This is a genomic window from Okeania sp. SIO3I5 (assembly GCF_010672085.1).
Taxonomy (GTDB): domain Bacteria; phylum Cyanobacteriota; class Cyanobacteriia; order Cyanobacteriales; family Microcoleaceae; genus Trichodesmium.
The window spans coordinates 1-18,222 of record NZ_JAAHHT010000084.1; the positions used below are offsets into that span (position 1 = coordinate 1).

Consider the following 18,222-nt stretch of genomic DNA (forward strand, 5'->3'; position numbering starts at 1 on the left):
ATAGATGAAATTCACAAATCAAAACTTGAGGCAGTAGAAACCAGGGAGTAGGTAGTACGAAAAAAAAGGAAAAAGCGAAAAATATTCTCGCTGCAACAGCAGAACATTTTGATTATGGCGTTCTTAAATTAGACTCGCTCTAACTTTTGAAATAGATGAAATTAACAACTCAAAAATTTAGGCAGTAGAAACCAGGGAGTAGGTAGTACGAAAAAAAAGAAACAGAGAAAAATATTCTCGCTGCAACAGCAGAACATTTTGATTATGGCGTTCTTAAATTAGACTCGCTCTAACTTTTGAAATAGATGAAATTAACAACTCAAAAATTTAGGCAGTAGAAACCAGGGAGTAGGTAGTACGAAAAAAAAGAAACAGAGAAAAATATTCTCGCTGCAACAGCAGAACATTTTGATTATGGCGTTCTTAATTAGACTCGCTCTAACTTTTGAAATAGATGAAATTCACAAATCAAAACTTGAGGCAGTAGAAACCAGGGAGTAGGTAGTACGAAAAAAAAGGAAAAAGCGAAAAATATTCTCGCTGCAACAGCAGAACATTTTGATTATGGCGTTCTTAATTAGACTCGCTCTAATTGTTCAAATATATGAAATTCACAAAATTTTTAAATTAATTAAGATTTAATGAGAGAATAAATTTATAGGAGTATTGAGACTGAAGAGCCAACTCAATCCAACTCCAATTATTTAGATTATAGATTAGAGAAAATGTTAAAAAAAATTGTGGCCTTATGTTTAGTAGCGATCGCTCTCACATTAACAGGTTGTGTTTCTGTAGGCGGTGGCCTCCAAAGCTTTGTAGATACAACTGATGGTTATGAATTCCTCTATCCTAATGGTTGGCTTCAAGTCAAAGTTTATGATGGCCCAGATGTAGTTTTCCATGACTTGGTTGAGGCTACCGAGAATGTTAGCGTAGTTATTAGCCCCGTGCTTCAAGAAAAGACTTTGACTGACTTGGGTACTCCTACAGAAGTGGGATATAAACTGAGTAAAAATGCTATTGCACCAAAAGACTCAGGTAGAAAAGCAGAATTAGTTAATGCCGAAGCACGAGAATATAAGACTAAAACATATTATCAATTAGAGTATGCGGTTAAACTTGCTGACGGAAGAGAACGTCATAACTTAGCAAGTGTAGCAGTTAGTCGTGGCAAACTTTTCACCATGAACATTTCTACTACCGAAAAGAGATGGCAAAAAGTGCATGATAAGTTTCAACAAGCTATTAATTCTTTCTTTGTATATTAGCTTCTTATGAATGTAGAATTTATAATTATTAAATTAAGGAATTAATGAATCTTTTTTGAATTGAGAATACAGAATTATTAAATTAAGGAATTAATGAATAGCTGAAGTTTTAAATTCTTAATTTTTAATTCATAAAACAATTGATTTATAAATTAAAAAATTAATCCTGAATTATGCTTTTTTAATTCATAAGTTAAAAAAATAATTCTGAATTATGCATTCTAAATTCTAAACTCCTAATAGGGTGCATCTCATATTGGCAAAAATACTTTTTTCCTATATATTCCCCGTTGCCTGTAGCAATAGTGCCTATTGCCTAAAAGCGATAAATTTTTGACTTTATTCAACATTGAGATGCACCTTCCTAATAAATATTTTATGCTGGCGTGCTTTGAAATATGAAAACTCCTAGCCTAATATTAGCTTCATCTTCATCAGCAAGACTTCGCTTATTAAAAACTGTTGGAATCAATCCCATAGTTATGCCTAGTAACTTTGATGAATCAACAGTTAAATTAACAGAACCTAGAAAATTAGTAGAAACATTAGCTCAGACTAAAGCAGAAACAATAGCTAACTCTATAATCAAAGAAAACCCATCTGAAAGATCATCAAATTTAATTTTAGGATGTGATTCAGTATTAGTTATTGAAGGCCAAATTTATGGTAAACCTGCTGATAGACAAGAAGCGATCGCTCGTTGGCAAAAAATGCGTGGCCAAGTTGGTGAATTATACACAGGTCATGCTTTAATTGATTTATTCCAAAATCAAACTATCGTACTTTGTAGAATGACAAAAGTTCATTTTGCTCCTGTGAATAACCAAGAAATAGAAGCTTATGTCGCGACTGAAGAACCTTTAAAATGTGCTGGTTGTTTTGCCATAGAAGGCAAAGGTGGTTTATTTATTGAAAAGATAGAAGGTTGTCATACGAATGTAATAGGTTTAAGTCTACCATTGTTCAGAGTTATGCTTAATAATTTAGGATATCAAATTAGTAATTTCTGGTAAAATCAACAAAATATAGCCTTGGTTATTTTGAATAAAACTATCACAAATATTCTTTTTTAGATTTTCAATATATTAAGACTAAATACATTTAGTTATATCCAGAGGTGTTGAACGTTAAACAAGAGGTGATAAAAATTGACTAAACAATATAATTATCTTGTTTTTAACAGCCGTCTTTATGTTAAATGTTCCTTTGCTTATGCTTTGGGTAAAGTAAAATTTTAAAGTGGGAAAAAAACTTAAATTTCCTGTAGATATTCAAGCTAACTTTTACACAAACGATACCAACCTCCATGATATTCTTGATTTTATTCCCAAATAATAAATTCTGGTTTCCTTTGTGCTGAAATCACCGAAACTACTTAACACAAAGATATCTTTAAACTACCAAATGCTTCGTAGTAACTGATGATTTAGTAAGAAATAACTTCACTTAATACCAACAACATTTCTCAAACAAATGAAAGACATAATCATTAATATTGTGACGAATCAAAATTAGGTATGAATAGCAAGTTTTACTCAAACACCATGACTAGGTTTAACTAATGAAAAACATCCCCATCTCTCCACTCCCCATTTGAGTGAAAAACCATTACTGAATAATTAATAATTCAGGTTGAAAGCCTCCATTTTCAAGGAAAAAAAATTTATTTTTTCCTTTTAGTCAATCCTTTGCCTTTTAGAGAGAGGTAATTATCAATTATCAATTAATGAACACCCAGAACTAGCAAATGCTAAAAAAAGAAACCTATAAATTTATAAATTTACTTATAGCTAGAAGAAGCCTTTAGAATTGGATAAACCACCTAATTATTTATCATTAATCCTTTTTTTCTTCAAGATTTATTTCTTCTTGCTTCTTCCCTCTTGGTTCTTTAGCAACAATTTTATTTAATACCCCATATCTCACTTGCGGTACATCAATTGACATGAAATATGGTTATACATTTATCCAAAAACTATCTTCTGTAATATAGTTTCCCTCAACTGACTCCTGAGTTATCAACCATAAAATAACTAATTCAGGACTTACGCAAGGGTACTAATTATAGTGGAAATATTGGGAATATTGACTAAAAAATACGCCATATATAGCGGGGAAGCGTAAGTCCTGTAATTACCAGAATTTGATATGAGTAGGGAATAAGTAGGAATTTCTAAGTTCCAAAATCAAAATCAATTATTGTTGAAGCAACTTCTTCCCAATTCCCTTTTTCAACATCCAGGATTATCATCGTATACCATATAACCTAAGAAATATCAACCCAAAGTTAAGATATTGAGTAGACTATTATACCCTATTTAATAACACTTTCACAAGAAAAACTCGAAAATAAATTTTTTTCTGTAATACCATTGACATATTCTTATTTAAGAATTATTCTGATTTACAAGGCAAAATTAAGTCAAATGTCAATAAAGAGGTAAGTTATGGCTATTGAGCAAGTTCCTGACGTAGTATTCAAAACCCGTGTCCGTGATGAATCTGTTCCCGGGCCAAATCCTTTTCGGTGGGAAGACAAAACAACCAAAGAAATTTTTGGTGGCAAGCGTATTGTTTTATTTGCATTACCCGGTGCTTTTACACCAACCTGCTCATCTACTCACCTGCCCCGCTATGAAGAACTATACGATGAATTTAAAGCACAAGGAATAGATGAAATTATCTGTCTATCAGTAAACGATGCTTTTGTGATGTTCCAATGGGGTAAACAGCAAGGTTCTAAAAATGTATTCCTACTACCAGATGGCAATGGAGAATTCTCTCGCAAAATGGGAATGTTAGTAGAGAAGTCTAATATTGGTTTTGGTATGCGTTCTTGGCGCTATGCAATGGTTGTTAACGACTGCAACATTGAAAAAATGTTTGTTGAACCAGGTTTTAGCGACAACTATGGTGATGATCCATTTGAGGTATCTGACGCAGATACAGTATTAGCTTACCTTAAAGGTACAGAAGCACCAAAAGAAAAACCAGCTAGATTAGAGTTTGTAGGCTAGCATAAGTATCTGATATTAATTAGATAATTAAAGATGAAACGCTGTATATAGCAATTAGATTTGATTTTGTAAACTGTCAAGTCCAATGTTTGACTACAATCTCTTCAAATTGCTATATATAGTTTATGAGGAAAAGTTTTCAACCCTAATTATTAATTGTTAATTGATTAGTAAATTCTTTTTATCCCTTCTATTTTGTCAGCTTCAGTTTATCAAAAATCATGTAATTTTTCCTGAAGGAAAAATATTCTCTAAACTTAATTAATAAAATTAACTATAGTAATCCTAAATAGGTTGCGGGTAATTAAAAAGTATATAAAAAAGCCGAAATTCCCATCTGTTCCCAGTTAAGTGTTCCCTGTTCCCTAAAAGCGGTAAGATTTGTGAAAATTTTTCTAATAGTTAATATTAATGGAAAACCTTAAAAATTCTGACTCCTAACTACCACCAAAATATTACAACCGCAATAGGATTGCTATACTTTATTTATTTGAATACTTAAAGAATGACTACTGATAGACAAAAAAGAATAGGAATTTTTGACAGTGGGATAGGCGGTTTAACTGTTTTAAGAGAGTTATATAGACAGTTACCCAACGAATCTATTCTTTACTTTGGTGATACAGCAAGATTACCTTATGGTACAAAAACTACCGAAGAGATTTTACAATTTGTAGATGAAATTATTGGGTGGCTAGTCAAAAGTGGGGTAAAAATGGTATTAATGGCTTGCAATACCAGTTCAGCTTTGGCCTTGGAAAAAGCCAAATCGAAATTTGATATTCCTATTCTAGGATTGATTGTACCTGGAGCTAATGCTGCAGTAGAACAAGGAAAAAGAATAGGTGTTATTGCTACCCCTGCAACTGCTGCTAGTAATGCGTATCGTTATGCTATCCTAGATGCAGATGCTTCTGTTCAAGTTTGGCAAGTTGGTTGTCCCTACTTTGTACCATTGATAGAACAAAATCAGCTACATGACCCCTACACATATCAGATAGCAGAAGAATATTTAACGCCTCTAATACAGCAACAAATTGATACATTAGTATACGGTTGCACTCACTATCCTTATTTAGAACCAATATTACGTTCATTATTACCTAAATCTGTGAATTTTATAGACCCTGCAGTTTATCTGGTTAAAGTAGCAGCTAAAAAGTTGGAAACTATGAATTTGCAAAACTTTAATACACCAAAACCAACAAAATTTGTAGTTAGTGCTTCTCCTCAAAAATTTGCAGATCTATCATTACAGCGACTTGGTTACAGACCAGTTGTAGAAGCAATTTCTTTAGCAAATCTTCTAGAACAATCTATTTCTATTTAGACAGAAAATCTACTGAATTTTCAAATTTAGTGTAACTTGCTCTTCTAGCAATAATGTTCATAAATTAGCAATTTCCTCTTCTTCTTAAAAAGAAGAGGATTCACTAAAAGGAATTTTTTACCGAAGAATTAATAGTTAATAATTAAATAATTCAGGTTGAAAGCCTCCCCTTTTAAAGACAAAAAGCATAGGATGTAAATTGGTGCTGTAATCGACAATACTTTGTTACCAAATTTTATTTCGTGTAATTTTTGCACCCCGTTGAGCCAATGCTAAGAGCAAATACACGGTAAATACATAACCAGTTGCTAGAATGGGAATTATTACAGGAATGTGATTGTAGTTCATAGTTTGACCAAATTGTGTGTGAGGAGTGTTTTTAAGAACTTAAGAAGTAATTAATGTAACTTCTGTTAGATATTAATTAAATTAATTCTAAGTACAAAAGTTATTTCTACTTACTTGATTTTTAGAGTCAAATAAATTTGTTGATAAATTCTTTAACTCTTAGATTTACATAGTTTGGTATTAAATACCAATTCAAACCAGTAGATATTTTTATTTCTACAAGTTTATTTGATGTGGAGGTACCATCTATTTAGGTAGTCTCTAAAATCAAGATATTCAGCAATTACCTATTACTGCTTCTAACAAAGATTATTATCAAAATTATCAAAGTGGAAGCATCTAAAGAGTTATCACTCTGGATAGCCATATTTCATAGGTAATAAATGTTACCTTTTCGGAAAAAATACCTATAAAATCAAGTATTTGTAGGTGAATTTACAATTAAATACTATCAATTTAATAGCGATTTATAGCAACTATCTTCCTTGTGTTGATTAGATGTTAATCTAACTAAATATATCAACCACTGAGTAAGCTTTTCACTTAATATTCCCCAGGGCTTGCGAAGGTTAGTTAACGTCTACTTCTGCAATTCAGTGTTCTGCAAATATATCTCGCCCATATTGTGCAGTTTTTAACTTATCTTCCGATCATCATACAATCTAATAGCTGATTCATACAATCAATTAAACAGCAAATTTTCATAAAATAAGCATGATAACTAAATTGTATGTATTCCATTTCAGAGCCTCTTAAATGTTTGTCCCAATAATTGCTAAGTTTTCACTATTGAAGACTTGATAACCTATTTACTCTTCTAATTTAAGATTCAATCAGTATCTCTTTTCTATCTTAAATTATTACAGCTATTAGAGTTAATAGTTTTAATATAACACAGTTGATGTTATTTGTATAGAGTATTTTGAGAGTAGCTTAACAATTAGATACAATCTACTATTGCTACTGGTATTGATTTATAATTTTGCTTATTTTTTTGAAAAATTTTTTATTTAGGAATCAAGATTTCTAGCTTTCCTGTATCAAGGATGGTTAGCTTAGAATAAGAATATAATATGTAAAATTTTGTTAACTCGCACAACCCCCGATAAATTTCACAATCATCAGGATACATAAGATAAGCTTTCTGCATTATTTCTCCGGCTTTCTCATATTTCCCTATCTCAAACAAGCACCGTCCATAGTAATACCAACCATAAGGATGATGGGGATGTTCTCCGGTAAACTTGGCCAACACTTCCACACCTTGCCCCCAATCCCTGCGGAAAATGTGATAATAGGCCAGGGACTTGTGAGCCTCAGCCCCATGGGGAGTTTGTCCCAGGGCAGCAGTAATCATTTTTTTAGTTTTTTTCCCCTCCTTACCAGAAACCAATCTCATTTGACAACGCCAATCAATTTGTCGTTGCCGTACCCGAAAATCATCCTCAGCTACGGCTATAAGCCTGTTTAACACCTCCCTAGAGGCTGAAATTTTCCCACGCGACATTAAAGCATCATAGCTGTAAATCAAGGCCGTAACATCATTTGGATTGATTGACAAAACCTGCTCTAATGCACTTATTACACCAAGAGGATTTTCTCTGCGTTGATGTACTTGTGCTAAAGCAAACCAGTGAACTATTTTTTCAGGTTCTAAATTAGCTGCTAAATTCAAGGCACTAATAGCATTTTTACTCTCACCTTGGCAAACTGCAATTAATCCATTTATATGATTCTGGGTTCCTTCATTTTCAGACAAAAATAAGGCTTTTTCGTATACTTCTATAGCCTCTTTTTCTAGTCCCATTATCTGCAATATTTTCCCCAGTTTTAGCCATATATCAATTAATTTTGGTTGTCGTTCAAGCACTTGATAATATTCTGCAACTGCTTGTGGCAAGTTTCCAATTTCGTAAAGCAAATTAGCCAGTTATAATCTTTTTTTCCATCCTTGAGGATATTTCTGAACATACTGATTTAAGGTAATGAGTTTCTGTTTTTGTCTAGCTGACTTTTCCTCTAAAACTAAGTGAGCATTCATCTCCAGTCCAAAGAATTGAGTGAACTGTACCAAAGATGGGGCAATGTTTCCTGACATATTACAGTTACTTTATAGTTAATTTCTTCTTGCTTGTTTTTTGTTGTAGTTGATGATTTCCCATTAGAAATATCTGTGTGATTAGATTGAAACTTTTCTCCTATCGGAATATCCCTTTTTAAAGATGGCAAGAGGATATTTAGAGAAGTTTTATCTTCACCTGTCAAATACTTATTTAGCTGCTTTTTGAGAATATTTCGTGCTTTTTGAATACGTTTGCGAACATTATCTTCAGATAGAATAAGTTTTTTAGCAATAGTTTGACAAGATTTATCTTGATAGAAGTGTAGAATAAAAGGATGGCGCAATCTATCAGGTAAATATTCAATTTGGTGGCGGATATATGCCTCCATCTCTAGATGCAAAATATTAGATTCAGGACTATCTACCTTAGAAAAGAAAGCTGGATGATCTGCAAATTTAAGCTCATCGATGTTGTCAATTATTGTGGCTTCTCGTTTGCGTTTTCGATGGTAATCCATGCATAAGTTATGGATAAGTCTTTTTAACCAGGCTTTAGGATATATAATTTTATTGGCAGATTTTTCCCATTCATTCCAGGCTTTAATAATTGCTTGATTTAGTATATCTTCGGCATCGTGAGAGTTACCTCTCATCCACTGTAGGCAAAGCTTGTAAAAATAATCTTGATATGATTCCCATATTTGCCAAAAATCCCGATGATGATTTGGAGATACACCACTGAATTGCGTTTTTTTTGGCAGCAGATTCCTGTTTTCTACACCTGATAAAGAAAGCATACAAAAATAATGTATGTCACTTTTTTTCTCTGATTCACTACCGGATAGATCCATAATATCTTTACTTTTAGCTAATAGTTATAGAGACCTTTAGATGAGAAAGAGGGTCGTTGAATATACTACTAATAACCTGTTGCTCAAGATGAAAATTTTTATTATTCTATCTACCACGACAATTAATTAATTTTTTGGATGTCTTTAATAAAGTCTACTGGTAAAGCTCCGCTTGTATAGAGTCTTGTAAGAACTAATTACTAAGTAGATACAATCTAATTATTAAGTAGATACAATTTAATTATTAAGTAGATACAATCTACAACTGCTACTGGCATTTATTTATAATTGTAAGAATTTTTTCAAAAAATCTTTTATTTACGAATCAAGATTTCTAACTTTCCTATATCAAGGATGGTTAGCTTAGAATAAGAATATAATATGTAAAATTTTGTTAACTTGTAGCTTTATTAGCTAATCCATGACCAAAAAATAAGGTCTCAAGTCTCCCTTTGTAAAAATAAGGGCATGAAAAAAATAAACTTTAGTATTTCAAGTCTCTGACTTCAGCGGTTGGAACTGATAACTGATAATTGATAACTGATAACTGAAATGACCACTTCCACCCTCCTATTCTCTCCAGTAGAAGCAGACCTGCAACTACTAACAGATAACTTAAAACAATTAGTAGGTGCCCGTCACCCCATACTATACGCAGCTGCAGAACACCTATTCCGTGTCAAGGGAAAACGGGTCAGACCAGCGGTTGTCCTATTAATTTCACGGACTACTATGCTAAACCAGGAAATTACTCCTAAACATCGTCGTTTAGCAGAAATTACAGAAATGATCCACACTGCTAGCTTAGTTCACGATGATATAGTAGACGAATCAGAAATTCGTCGAGGCGTCCCTACCGTTCATAGTTTATTTACTAATCGTGTTGCTGTACTAGCTGGAGATTTTCTCTTTGCTCAATCATCTTGGTACTTGGCCAATCTAGATAATCTAGAAGTTGTCAAACTACTTTCAGAAGTAATTATGGATCTTGCGGAAGGAGAAATTCAGCAAGGACTACATAGATTTGACACTGACTTATCCATAGAAGCTTATTTAGAAAAGAGCTATTACAAGACTGCTTCTCTAATTGCTAATAGTTCTAAAGCTGCAGCTATTATTAGTGGTACCCCGCCAGAACTAGCCCAGGATATGTATTACTATGGTAAATATTTAGGTTTAGCATTCCAGATAGTAGACGACATACTAGACTTTACTAGCGCCACAGAATCTCTAGGAAAACCAGCTTGTTCAGACCTCAAAAGTGGCAACTTGACAGCACCTACATTATATGCTTTTGAAGAAAAGCCAGCCTTAGAAAAACTACTTGAAAGAGAATTAGCACAAAATGGCGATTTAGAAGAGGCTATCCAATTGATTAAAGATAGCCAAGGTATTGAAAGGTCTAAAGAGTTGGCTGCTAAATACGCGAAGATGGCTGGCGAACACTTACAATCTTTACCAGATTGTGATTCTCGTCAAGCTTTGATTAATCTTACTGACTATGTTTTAAGTAGGCTGTATTAAACTAATGAATAATGAATAATGAATAATGAATAATGGATAATGAAAACTATCTCTAATTATTGCTATGCTGATTAAATCTAAAAGCATTTATAGATAAAGGTTTTAGCATTTTTAGGTAGAAAAAAGTGCCTGGTTTTCATATCTTAAATGCTGAAAAAGTGAGGATGGATGAGCAGACAAGCGCGGAAAAATTGAGGGAAATTGTTCCGACTACATCTTCTGTAATCTACCATTTCTACTGACTACTGACTACTAGAAAGAGCAAAAAGACTTTTTCAGCAAACCCTAATTATTAATTATTAATTATTAATTATTCAGGCAATATCTGGAGGAATTTTGCTAGAGTTGGAACTAGAGGATGCCTGATACTGTCTGAGATATATACTTATCAGTTTTTGGACATCTTCTCTTTTAACCTCCGTAGCTGTTGTCAAATCGTCTGGTTTTTCAAAGAATACAAGGCTATCTAAAGGTTGAATTGCTATCATTTGAAAAAGTATATGAATAACTGGCATAGGTGTCGCTATAACATTATCTTCTGAAATAGATGATGAGGCATCTTGTAGTGTCGGAAAAGCATAAATAACACGTTTTTCTAGTTCAGATTGACTGCGATGACCTAAAGTAGTCAAAACCCAATTTTGTGTGTGAGTTTGCAGAATATAATATTGCAAATGTTTTAGTTGTTGAGCTAACAGTTTTAAAGCAGGTGTAATTGCTTCAACAATTTGTGGTGTATTACCATCTTGGGGGGCGTTTTTAATAAGTGTTTGGATTTGTATATCTAAGTCCATAATTTAACGTTTTTCATGTTTTCAGAAATTATCTAAAAAGTAGGGTGTATTTGTGATGATTAAAGAAGTTTATTAGCAATTAATTATTAATACAATGATGGGGGAAATCTGCCAAGTTGGCGAAGAAATCTTAAGGCTACTCCTAGATGAATTTCAACAGTCTACTCGTGCCTCTAGGCAAAATTGCTTGGAAGTAGCAGAGCGCATTAGACAAGAAGTAGACAGGATTTGTACAGAAAGTAAAAGAATTCAAGCTTCGGGAGAAGTGGGTAAATGGGCTAAAAATTTAGCTCTACATCGCTTAAGACGATGTATACATTATTACCAGCTTGGTTCTAGAGAAGGAAGAGTAGAATTACATAGCACCCTCAGTGCTATTGTTTATAGATATATCACTCCTCCCCAAATACAATCAAGTTATCAGGCTAGATTAAGTCTGATAGAAGATTTTTTACAACAATTTTACCTGGAGACTTTAAATACTTTTCGGCGAGAAGCTGAACTGCCATCAACTTACACTCCCCGTACTTTGTTAGAACTGGCAGAGTATATGGCCTTTACAGAACGTTATGGCAAAAGACGTATACCTTTGTCTGGTGGTCGGAGTCAACAATTGATTATTCTACGGGCACAAACTTTTGCCCAACAACAACCAAAGGAAACATCCGTAGATATTGACCAAGCAGCAGAAGGAACAAGTACCGACTCTGATAAAACTTGGAACGATCGCTCTATCCAGCAAGTACGGGAAGCAATGGTTGTAAAAAACCCAGGTAATGATATTGGTTCTCTACGTCAGGTTGTGATAGAGGAACTAATGGCCTATCTAGAGGAACGTCAACAACAAGACTGTGCCAATTATTTTGCATTGCGCTTACAAGACTTATCCACTGGGGAAATAGAATCTATCTTAGGTCTTAAACCCCGAGAAAGGGATTATTTACAGCAGCGCTTTAAGTACCATTTGCTAAAATTTGCCATGGGACATCGCTGGGAACTGGTTCATCAATGGTTAGAAGCAGACTTAGAGCAAAATTTAGGGTTAACTCCTAAAGAATGGGAAACTTTGTATCAGCAAATCGATCCAGAACAACAGAATTTGCTAAAGTTAAAGCAACAAGGTTTTTCTGATCAAGCGATCGCTAAAAGTTTAGGTCGTAAAATCAACCAGGTTAAGAAAAAGTGGTATAAATTACTCGAACTTGCCTGGGAATTACGAAATCGTTCAAGTTCCGGAGCAGGGGCGTCAAGTGATGAATAACGAAACGAATAAAGAGGTGGAAACTTTCGAGAAAAATTTCTTTGATTGGCTTTTATCAAAGCCAAATTCTGAAGAAATATCACCAGCGCTAGCTTCTAGCTCGCCAGTAGTAGAGGAAAATCAAAAGCCTCCAAATGAGGATAGATTAGCAAAAATCAGGGTAGAGGAAGAGTGGGAAGAACTAGATCCACTTGATTCCGAAGAAATTGACTTTCCCTACTACAACGAAAGTCCACCAACCACACTGGGAGAAGTACCAACTGTGTATAATCGTTTCGAGTCATTGTTACAAAAACGGCTAAAAGCTGAGATTGAAGCTAAACTACCACTATTTCCTTGGGAAGAGTCGGGATACGATACTGACTATCCAGACGTTGAAACTCAAAATTGGGTTTCCCAAATTCCTCTGTGGGTATCACAGATGAAAAATATCAGGTGGAGAAATCTATCTATACCTTTAACAGATAGTGTAGCTTATCAACTTCTGAAGTCTTGCCAAGAGATAGTACAATCCGACTTACTACCAGGCAAAAGATTAGTTGAAGCTGTAGAGAATTTATTCCCTGGCCAATCTCAATCTCTAAATAATCTAGCAGGTTTAGTATTAGTAGGTCAAACTCGTGATGGGGAGTTGATGTCTAGTCGAGTTACAGACTATAACACTGCAACTCCAAGACAACAAATGTTATTGTCTTTATTGGCTGCTAAAGAGATTTTAGCTTCTTTAACTTTAACCTGTCATTTGAATGAGTCGGTGGTAAGAAGAGAATGGGAAACTGCTGTGGGTTGGATTAATATTGAAGCTGAATATTCTATTCCTAAAGATAGGTCTTCTGCTTGTTTGAGAATTAAGGGTCAACTTCCAGCAGCAGGAAGTCTGAAACTGCAAGGTGGAGAGAGCTACGAAACAACTGCTCAATGTTCGGAACCAGGTACCCTATCGGTAGAGTTATTTGCTCCGAAACCTGACCAAAAATTGCAGCTCACTATTAATTTGTTAAATGGGGAAGAACCTTTAAATTTTGCTGTTTGTCTTCAACCAAACTCTAAATCCTGAATTCTAAATTCTGAATTCTAAATAGCGTGCCTATGCTTGCCAAATATTAAGTTGCTTTTAACTAGCTATTAGCTATCAGCGCTTCAGCTATCAGCCAAGATACATATTCTTCTATGTAAGTATACATATTCTTCTATGTAAGTAAAGAACGCTGAATGCTGAATTCTAAATTCTGAATTCTAAATTCTGAATTCCAAACGCTAAATTCTAAATTCTAAATTCCGATTGGCATCTACCAATATAGCACTACGCATTAAGGTTAGGACATTTATAAATCCTGTTTGCGCAGCATGACCTAGGAAAACCCTTTGACAGTTTACTATTCCCTATTCCCTATTCCCTATTCCCTAGCGCGTAGCGCTATAAAATAAATTATGTCTAATTCTTCTTCTGTCTGGGAAGTGCGAAATCTACCTATATTAGGACCTCTGTGGAGACAAATAGAAGCAGCGCCTAAACCTGTTCCTGAAGATTCTATTCTATTACGAGTCATGGTACAGGCATTGGTAATAGTAGGCATTATAGCAGTTGACGTCGCTGCTGGGGTGGCAACCGACGAACTGCCTTTAACTTTTTGGGCAGCACCACTAAGTATTATCGGAGCAATTTGGAGTTGGTACAATCGCTACAAAAGGAATGTACCAGCTAAATTTTGTTTGGCGATCGGAATGTTATTAGCTTTAGCTGCTTTTTTGAGCAGATTAGTTGGTGAGTTAAATGATACTCGATTGGTATTGGCGGAATTATTGATTCAACTTCAAGTTTTGCATAGTTTTGATTTGCCTAGGCGAAAAGACTTGGGTTATTCGATGGTTATAGGGTTAATTTTGTTGGGAGTTGCAGGTACTATTAGTCAAACTTTAACTTACGGACCTATATTATTGCTGTTTATTGTTCTTGCTATTCCTTGTCTGATTTTAGATTACCGTTCTAGGTTGGGTTTGCAGTCAAGATTTTCTGGTAATAAATCAAAATTTCCTAAACAAAAGCAGCGACACAAATTATCTTTATTAAATGCTATTTCCCCCAAGAGATTAACAACATTATTATTAGTAACTCTCGGTTTGGGTATGGCAATTTTTGCTTTTTTACCGAGGTTGCCTGGTTATCAATTACGAACTTTTCCTGTCAGTTCCCCGATTAATTTTGATGTAGAAAATTTTGACGGGCGAACAATTACAAATCCTGGTTATATTGGTCGAGGTAGGGAAAATGGAGATGGTTCTGGAAATGGTAATGGAACTAATCAAGAATCAGGTCCGGGAACTTTAGATACTACTTATTATTATGGATTTAATACTAAGATAAACCAAAATTTGCGGGGGCAATTAAAGCCTCAAGTTGTCATGCGAGTTAGGTCGCAAGCTGAGGGTTTTTGGCGAGTTTTGGCTTTTGATAAATATACTGGTGAAGGTTGGGAAATTTCTCGGAATGATAAAACTTTTACCTTCAATCGTTCTAGTTTTTCTTATCAGTTTTATGTGAATTTGCCGAGAAATAATTATTATAAAAATGAAAGGAAAGAAGTTATTCAAAGTTATACGGTAGTTTCTCAATTACCAAATTTAATTCCGGCTTTATATAATGCCAGAGAGGTATATTTTCCCACTGAAAAAATAGCAATTGATCCTGATGGAAATTTACGTTCTCCTCTGGAACTTCGAGAGGGTTTAACCTACACTGTAATTTCTGATGTTCCTTATAGAAATCGTACTATTTTGGGTGAGGCAGGAACAAATTATCCAGAAAGTATTAGTCAATATTATTTACAAATTCCACCGGAAATAGTGGAAAAAGTCAGACAAAAAACTGAAGAAATTTTAGCTAATCAAAATAAAGTTGCGAAAGATAGTAAACCTATTAATTCCCCTTACGAAAAAGCACTTTATTTAGCTCAATATCTCAAGCAAAACCTAAATTATAAACTTCAGAAAACACCGCCATTTTTAGCAGAAGATGAAGATTTAGTTTCAGCATTTTTATTTGGTTATCAAAATAGTCCGGAAGGGGAAAAAATTACGGGTGGTTATGGCGATCATTTTTCTACTGTTTTGACAATAATGTTACGTTCTATTGGAATTCCTGCTAGATTAGTTGGCGGTTATTCTCCTGGAGAGTTTAATCCTTTTACTGGTTTATATGTGGTAAAAAATACAGATGCTTATATGATGACTGAGGTTTATTTTCCTGGGTATGGATGGTTTGCTTTTAATCCTATTCCAGGAATGCCCTTAATTCCTCCTTCTATTGAAAAAGGGTTTGGAAACCAAACCTCTACACTGATGGTTTTTTGGAAGTGGGTAGCTGGTTGGTTGCCTTCTCCTGTAACTGGTTTTTTGGAGAGATTTATTGGTGGAATATTCCGTTGGATATTGGGAATTATTGGTTGGTTTTTTGCTTTATTTTCTCAAGGTTGGCAAGGTATATTTGGAGGTTTAATTTTAGCTACTGCTTTAAGTTTTTTGGGTTGGTTATTGTATATTTTTTGGCGAAAATGGCGTTATAGTCGTTGGTTAGGAAGGTTATCTCCGATGGAGAGTATCTATCAACAAATGTTGAGTTTAATGGCGAGTAAGGGATTAGTTAAACGTGGTTTTCAGACTCCTTTTGAATATACTAAAGTTATTAGGGAACAGGGAACAGGGAACAGGGAACAGGGAGAAATAGTAGAAGAAATTTCGCGAGCTTATGTTGGATGGCGTTATGGTAATAAGGAAGTTAATTTAACTCGATTAAAAAGTTTATTAGGAAGTTTAAAGGGCAAACGCGGATTTTTGCCACGGATACGCGGATGATTGACTAATTGGTTAATTTTTATCAGCACACACAAATTAGTCAATTTACCACTTCTAAATTCTCAATTCTCAATTCTCAATTCTCAATGCTCAATGATGATTGACTAATTGGTTAATTTTTATCAGCACACACAAATTAGTCAATTTACCACTTCTGAATTCTCAATTCTCAATTCTCAATTCTCCATGATGATTGACTAATTGGTTAATTTTTATCAGCACACACAAATTAGTCAATTTACCACTTCTAAATTCTCAATTCTCAATTCTCAATTCTCAATGCTCAATGATGATTGACTGATTGGTTAATTTTTATCAGCACACACAAATTAGTCAATTTACCACTTCTGAATTCTCAATTCTCAATTCTCAATTCTCAATTCTCAATGATGATTGACTAATTGGTTAATTTTTATCAGCACACACAAATTAGTCAATTTACCACTTCTGAATTCTCAATTCTCAATTCTCAATTCTCCATGATGATTGACTAATTGGTTAATTTTTATCAGCACACAGAAATTAGTCAATTTACCACTTCTAAATTCTCAATTCTCCATGATGATTGACTAATTGGTTAATTTTTATCAGCACACAGAAATTAGTCAATTTACCACTCCTGAATTCTCAATTCTAAATTCTCAATTCTCCGTGATGATTGACTAATTGGTTAATTTTTATCAGCACACAGAAATTAGTCAATTTACCACTCCTGAATTCTCAATTCTCAATTCTCCGTGATGATTGACTAATTGGTTAATTTTTATCAGCACACAGAAATTAGTCAATTTACCACTTCTAAATTCTCAATTCTCCATGATGATTGACTAATTGGTTAATTTTTATCAGCACACAGAAATTAGTCAATTTACCACTCCTGAATTCTCAATTCTAAATTCTCAATTCTCCATGATGATTGACTAATTGGTTAATTTTTATCAGCACACACAAATTAGTCAATTTACCACTCCTGAATTCTCAATTCTCAATTCTAAATTCTCCATGATGATTGACTAATTGGTTAATTTTTATCAGCACACACAAATTAGTCAATTTACCACTCCTGAATTCTCAATTCTCAATTCTCAATTCTCAATTCATACTTATAATTCTGTTCCACAAATTTTACAGAATTTAGCATCTATATCGTGGCAATAAAAACCACAACCACTACAGACTTTTTCTTGCTTATTTGCTGTTTTGATAAGTTGTTTAATTAAATCTCCAAGTTGGTAAGGAATTAAACTAATACCTGTTAAGATCATCAAAACAGTTAATAAACGACCTTTTTCTGAAATGGGAATTACATCGCCAAATCCTACAGTTGTCATTGTGACAACTGAAAAATATACAGCATCTACAAAAGTTTTAAATGATTCAGGATTCACAGGATGTTCTACTTGATAAATTAAGCCAGAAAAAATAAAAATAATTGAAAATAAAGTAAATAATATTCTGGCAAAAATTCTGCCATCTTCAGTCGTAATATTAAAGATATAAATTTTGAACTTCAAAAATCGAATTAGTTTCAGAACTAGGAAACATCTAATAATTAGAATAAAACTAATGTTTAAAACATCTGTAAAGATTGGCAAAATAGCAAGTAAATCAATCAGAGAAAAAAAGCTAAAGATAAACTTGATTTTTTGCTCTGCACACCAAAATCTCAGCAAATATTCAATAGCAAAAAATCCAAAAATAAGATGATTTATTAGCTCTAATTTGAGGAAAACTTCTTCTGATATTGAATAAGTTTTGGCAACAAAAATAGCTGAAGAGAGTAAAATTAAAAATATGATAATTAAGTTAAAAGCTTTACCGATCGGATTTTCTATATCTTCTAAATAAAATCTCAGAGTTTTTTTTGTTGGTATAGGTAACATATCAGTTATCAGTTATCAGTTATCAGTTATCA

Annotated in this window: 13 protein-coding genes; 8 read left to right on the forward strand and 5 right to left on the reverse strand. The window is 33.7% G+C overall.

Features of this window, described 5'->3' with window-relative positions; genetic code table 11:
• Positions 1-725: 725 nt before the first annotated feature.
• From psbP to murI, 4 genes are all read left to right on the forward strand, one after another.
• On the forward strand, positions 726-1,268 hold the full coding sequence (gene psbP / locus F6K40_RS19240; protein ID WP_293138687.1) for a photosystem II reaction center PsbP: 543 nt from the start codon (positions 726-728) through the stop codon (positions 1,266-1,268).
• A 398-nt stretch (positions 1,269-1,666) separates the two neighbouring features.
• A complete protein-coding gene (locus F6K40_RS19245; protein WP_293138689.1) occupies positions 1,667-2,281 on the forward strand; it encodes a nucleoside triphosphate pyrophosphatase in 615 nt (204 codons plus the stop codon).
• 1,434 nt (positions 2,282-3,715) lie between these two features.
• Positions 3,716-4,285 (forward strand): peroxiredoxin, encoded by a 570-nt coding sequence (locus F6K40_RS19250; RefSeq protein WP_293138691.1) that lies wholly within the window; start codon positions 3,716-3,718, stop codon positions 4,283-4,285.
• Positions 4,286-4,790: 505 nt separating this feature from the next.
• The gene (gene murI / locus F6K40_RS19255) at positions 4,791-5,615 is read left to right on the forward strand and encodes a glutamate racemase (RefSeq protein ID WP_293138693.1); all 825 of its coding nucleotides are present in this window, start codon (positions 4,791-4,793) and stop codon (positions 5,613-5,615) included.
• A 225-nt stretch (positions 5,616-5,840) separates the two neighbouring features.
• On the opposite strand, the gene F6K40_RS19260 is transcribed toward murI, so the two are convergent.
• The 3 genes from F6K40_RS19260 to F6K40_RS19270 form a co-directional block, all read right to left on the reverse strand.
• On the reverse strand, positions 5,841-5,963 hold the full coding sequence (locus F6K40_RS19260) for a hypothetical protein (RefSeq protein WP_293138695.1): 123 nt from the start codon (positions 5,961-5,963) through the stop codon (positions 5,841-5,843).
• Positions 5,964-6,969: 1,006 nt separating this feature from the next.
• The gene (locus F6K40_RS19265; RefSeq protein WP_293138697.1) at positions 6,970-7,884 is read right to left on the reverse strand and encodes a tetratricopeptide repeat protein; all 915 of its coding nucleotides are present in this window, start codon (positions 7,882-7,884) and stop codon (positions 6,970-6,972) included.
• Between the two features lie 116 nt (positions 7,885-8,000).
• Positions 8,001-8,876, reverse strand: a complete 876-nt coding sequence (locus F6K40_RS19270; protein ID WP_293138699.1) for an RNA polymerase sigma factor — start codon at positions 8,874-8,876, stop codon at positions 8,001-8,003.
• Positions 8,877-9,428: 552 nt separating this feature from the next.
• On the opposite strand from F6K40_RS19270, the gene sds reads away from it, so the two are divergent.
• Positions 9,429-10,400: a solanesyl diphosphate synthase gene (sds, locus tag F6K40_RS19275; RefSeq protein WP_293138701.1), complete on the forward strand. Its 972-nt coding sequence runs from the start codon at positions 9,429-9,431 to the stop codon at positions 10,398-10,400.
• Positions 10,401-10,714: 314 nt separating this feature from the next.
• Here sds and F6K40_RS19280 read toward each other — a convergent pair whose 3' ends face one another.
• Positions 10,715-11,194, reverse strand: a complete 480-nt coding sequence (locus F6K40_RS19280; RefSeq protein ID WP_293138703.1) for a hypothetical protein — start codon at positions 11,192-11,194, stop codon at positions 10,715-10,717.
• 97 nt (positions 11,195-11,291) lie between these two features.
• Here F6K40_RS19280 and hetZ point away from each other — a divergent pair, with 97 nt between their 5' ends.
• The 3 genes from hetZ (at position 11,292) to F6K40_RS19295 (ending at position 16,307) form a co-directional block, all read left to right on the forward strand.
• Complete coding sequence (gene hetZ, locus F6K40_RS19285) at positions 11,292-12,455, forward strand: heterocyst differentiation protein HetZ (RefSeq protein ID WP_293138733.1); 1,164 nt, start codon at positions 11,292-11,294, stop codon at positions 12,453-12,455.
• Complete coding sequence (locus F6K40_RS19290) at positions 12,445-13,512, forward strand: hypothetical protein (protein ID WP_375340580.1); 1,068 nt, start codon at positions 12,445-12,447, stop codon at positions 13,510-13,512. The genes hetZ and F6K40_RS19290 overlap by 11 nt, the downstream gene beginning before the upstream one ends.
• A 374-nt stretch (positions 13,513-13,886) precedes the next feature.
• Positions 13,887-16,307 carry a transglutaminase TgpA family protein gene (locus F6K40_RS19295; RefSeq protein WP_293138705.1) on the forward strand — a complete coding sequence of 807 codons (2,421 nt, stop codon included), beginning with the start codon at positions 13,887-13,889 and terminating at the stop codon, positions 16,305-16,307.
• Positions 16,308-17,410: 1,103 nt separating this feature from the next.
• On the opposite strand, the gene F6K40_RS19300 is transcribed toward F6K40_RS19295, so the two are convergent.
• A complete protein-coding gene (locus F6K40_RS19300) occupies positions 17,411-18,190 on the reverse strand; it encodes an ion transporter (protein WP_293138707.1) in 780 nt (259 codons plus the stop codon).
• Between the last annotated feature and the right edge of the window lie 32 nt (positions 18,191-18,222).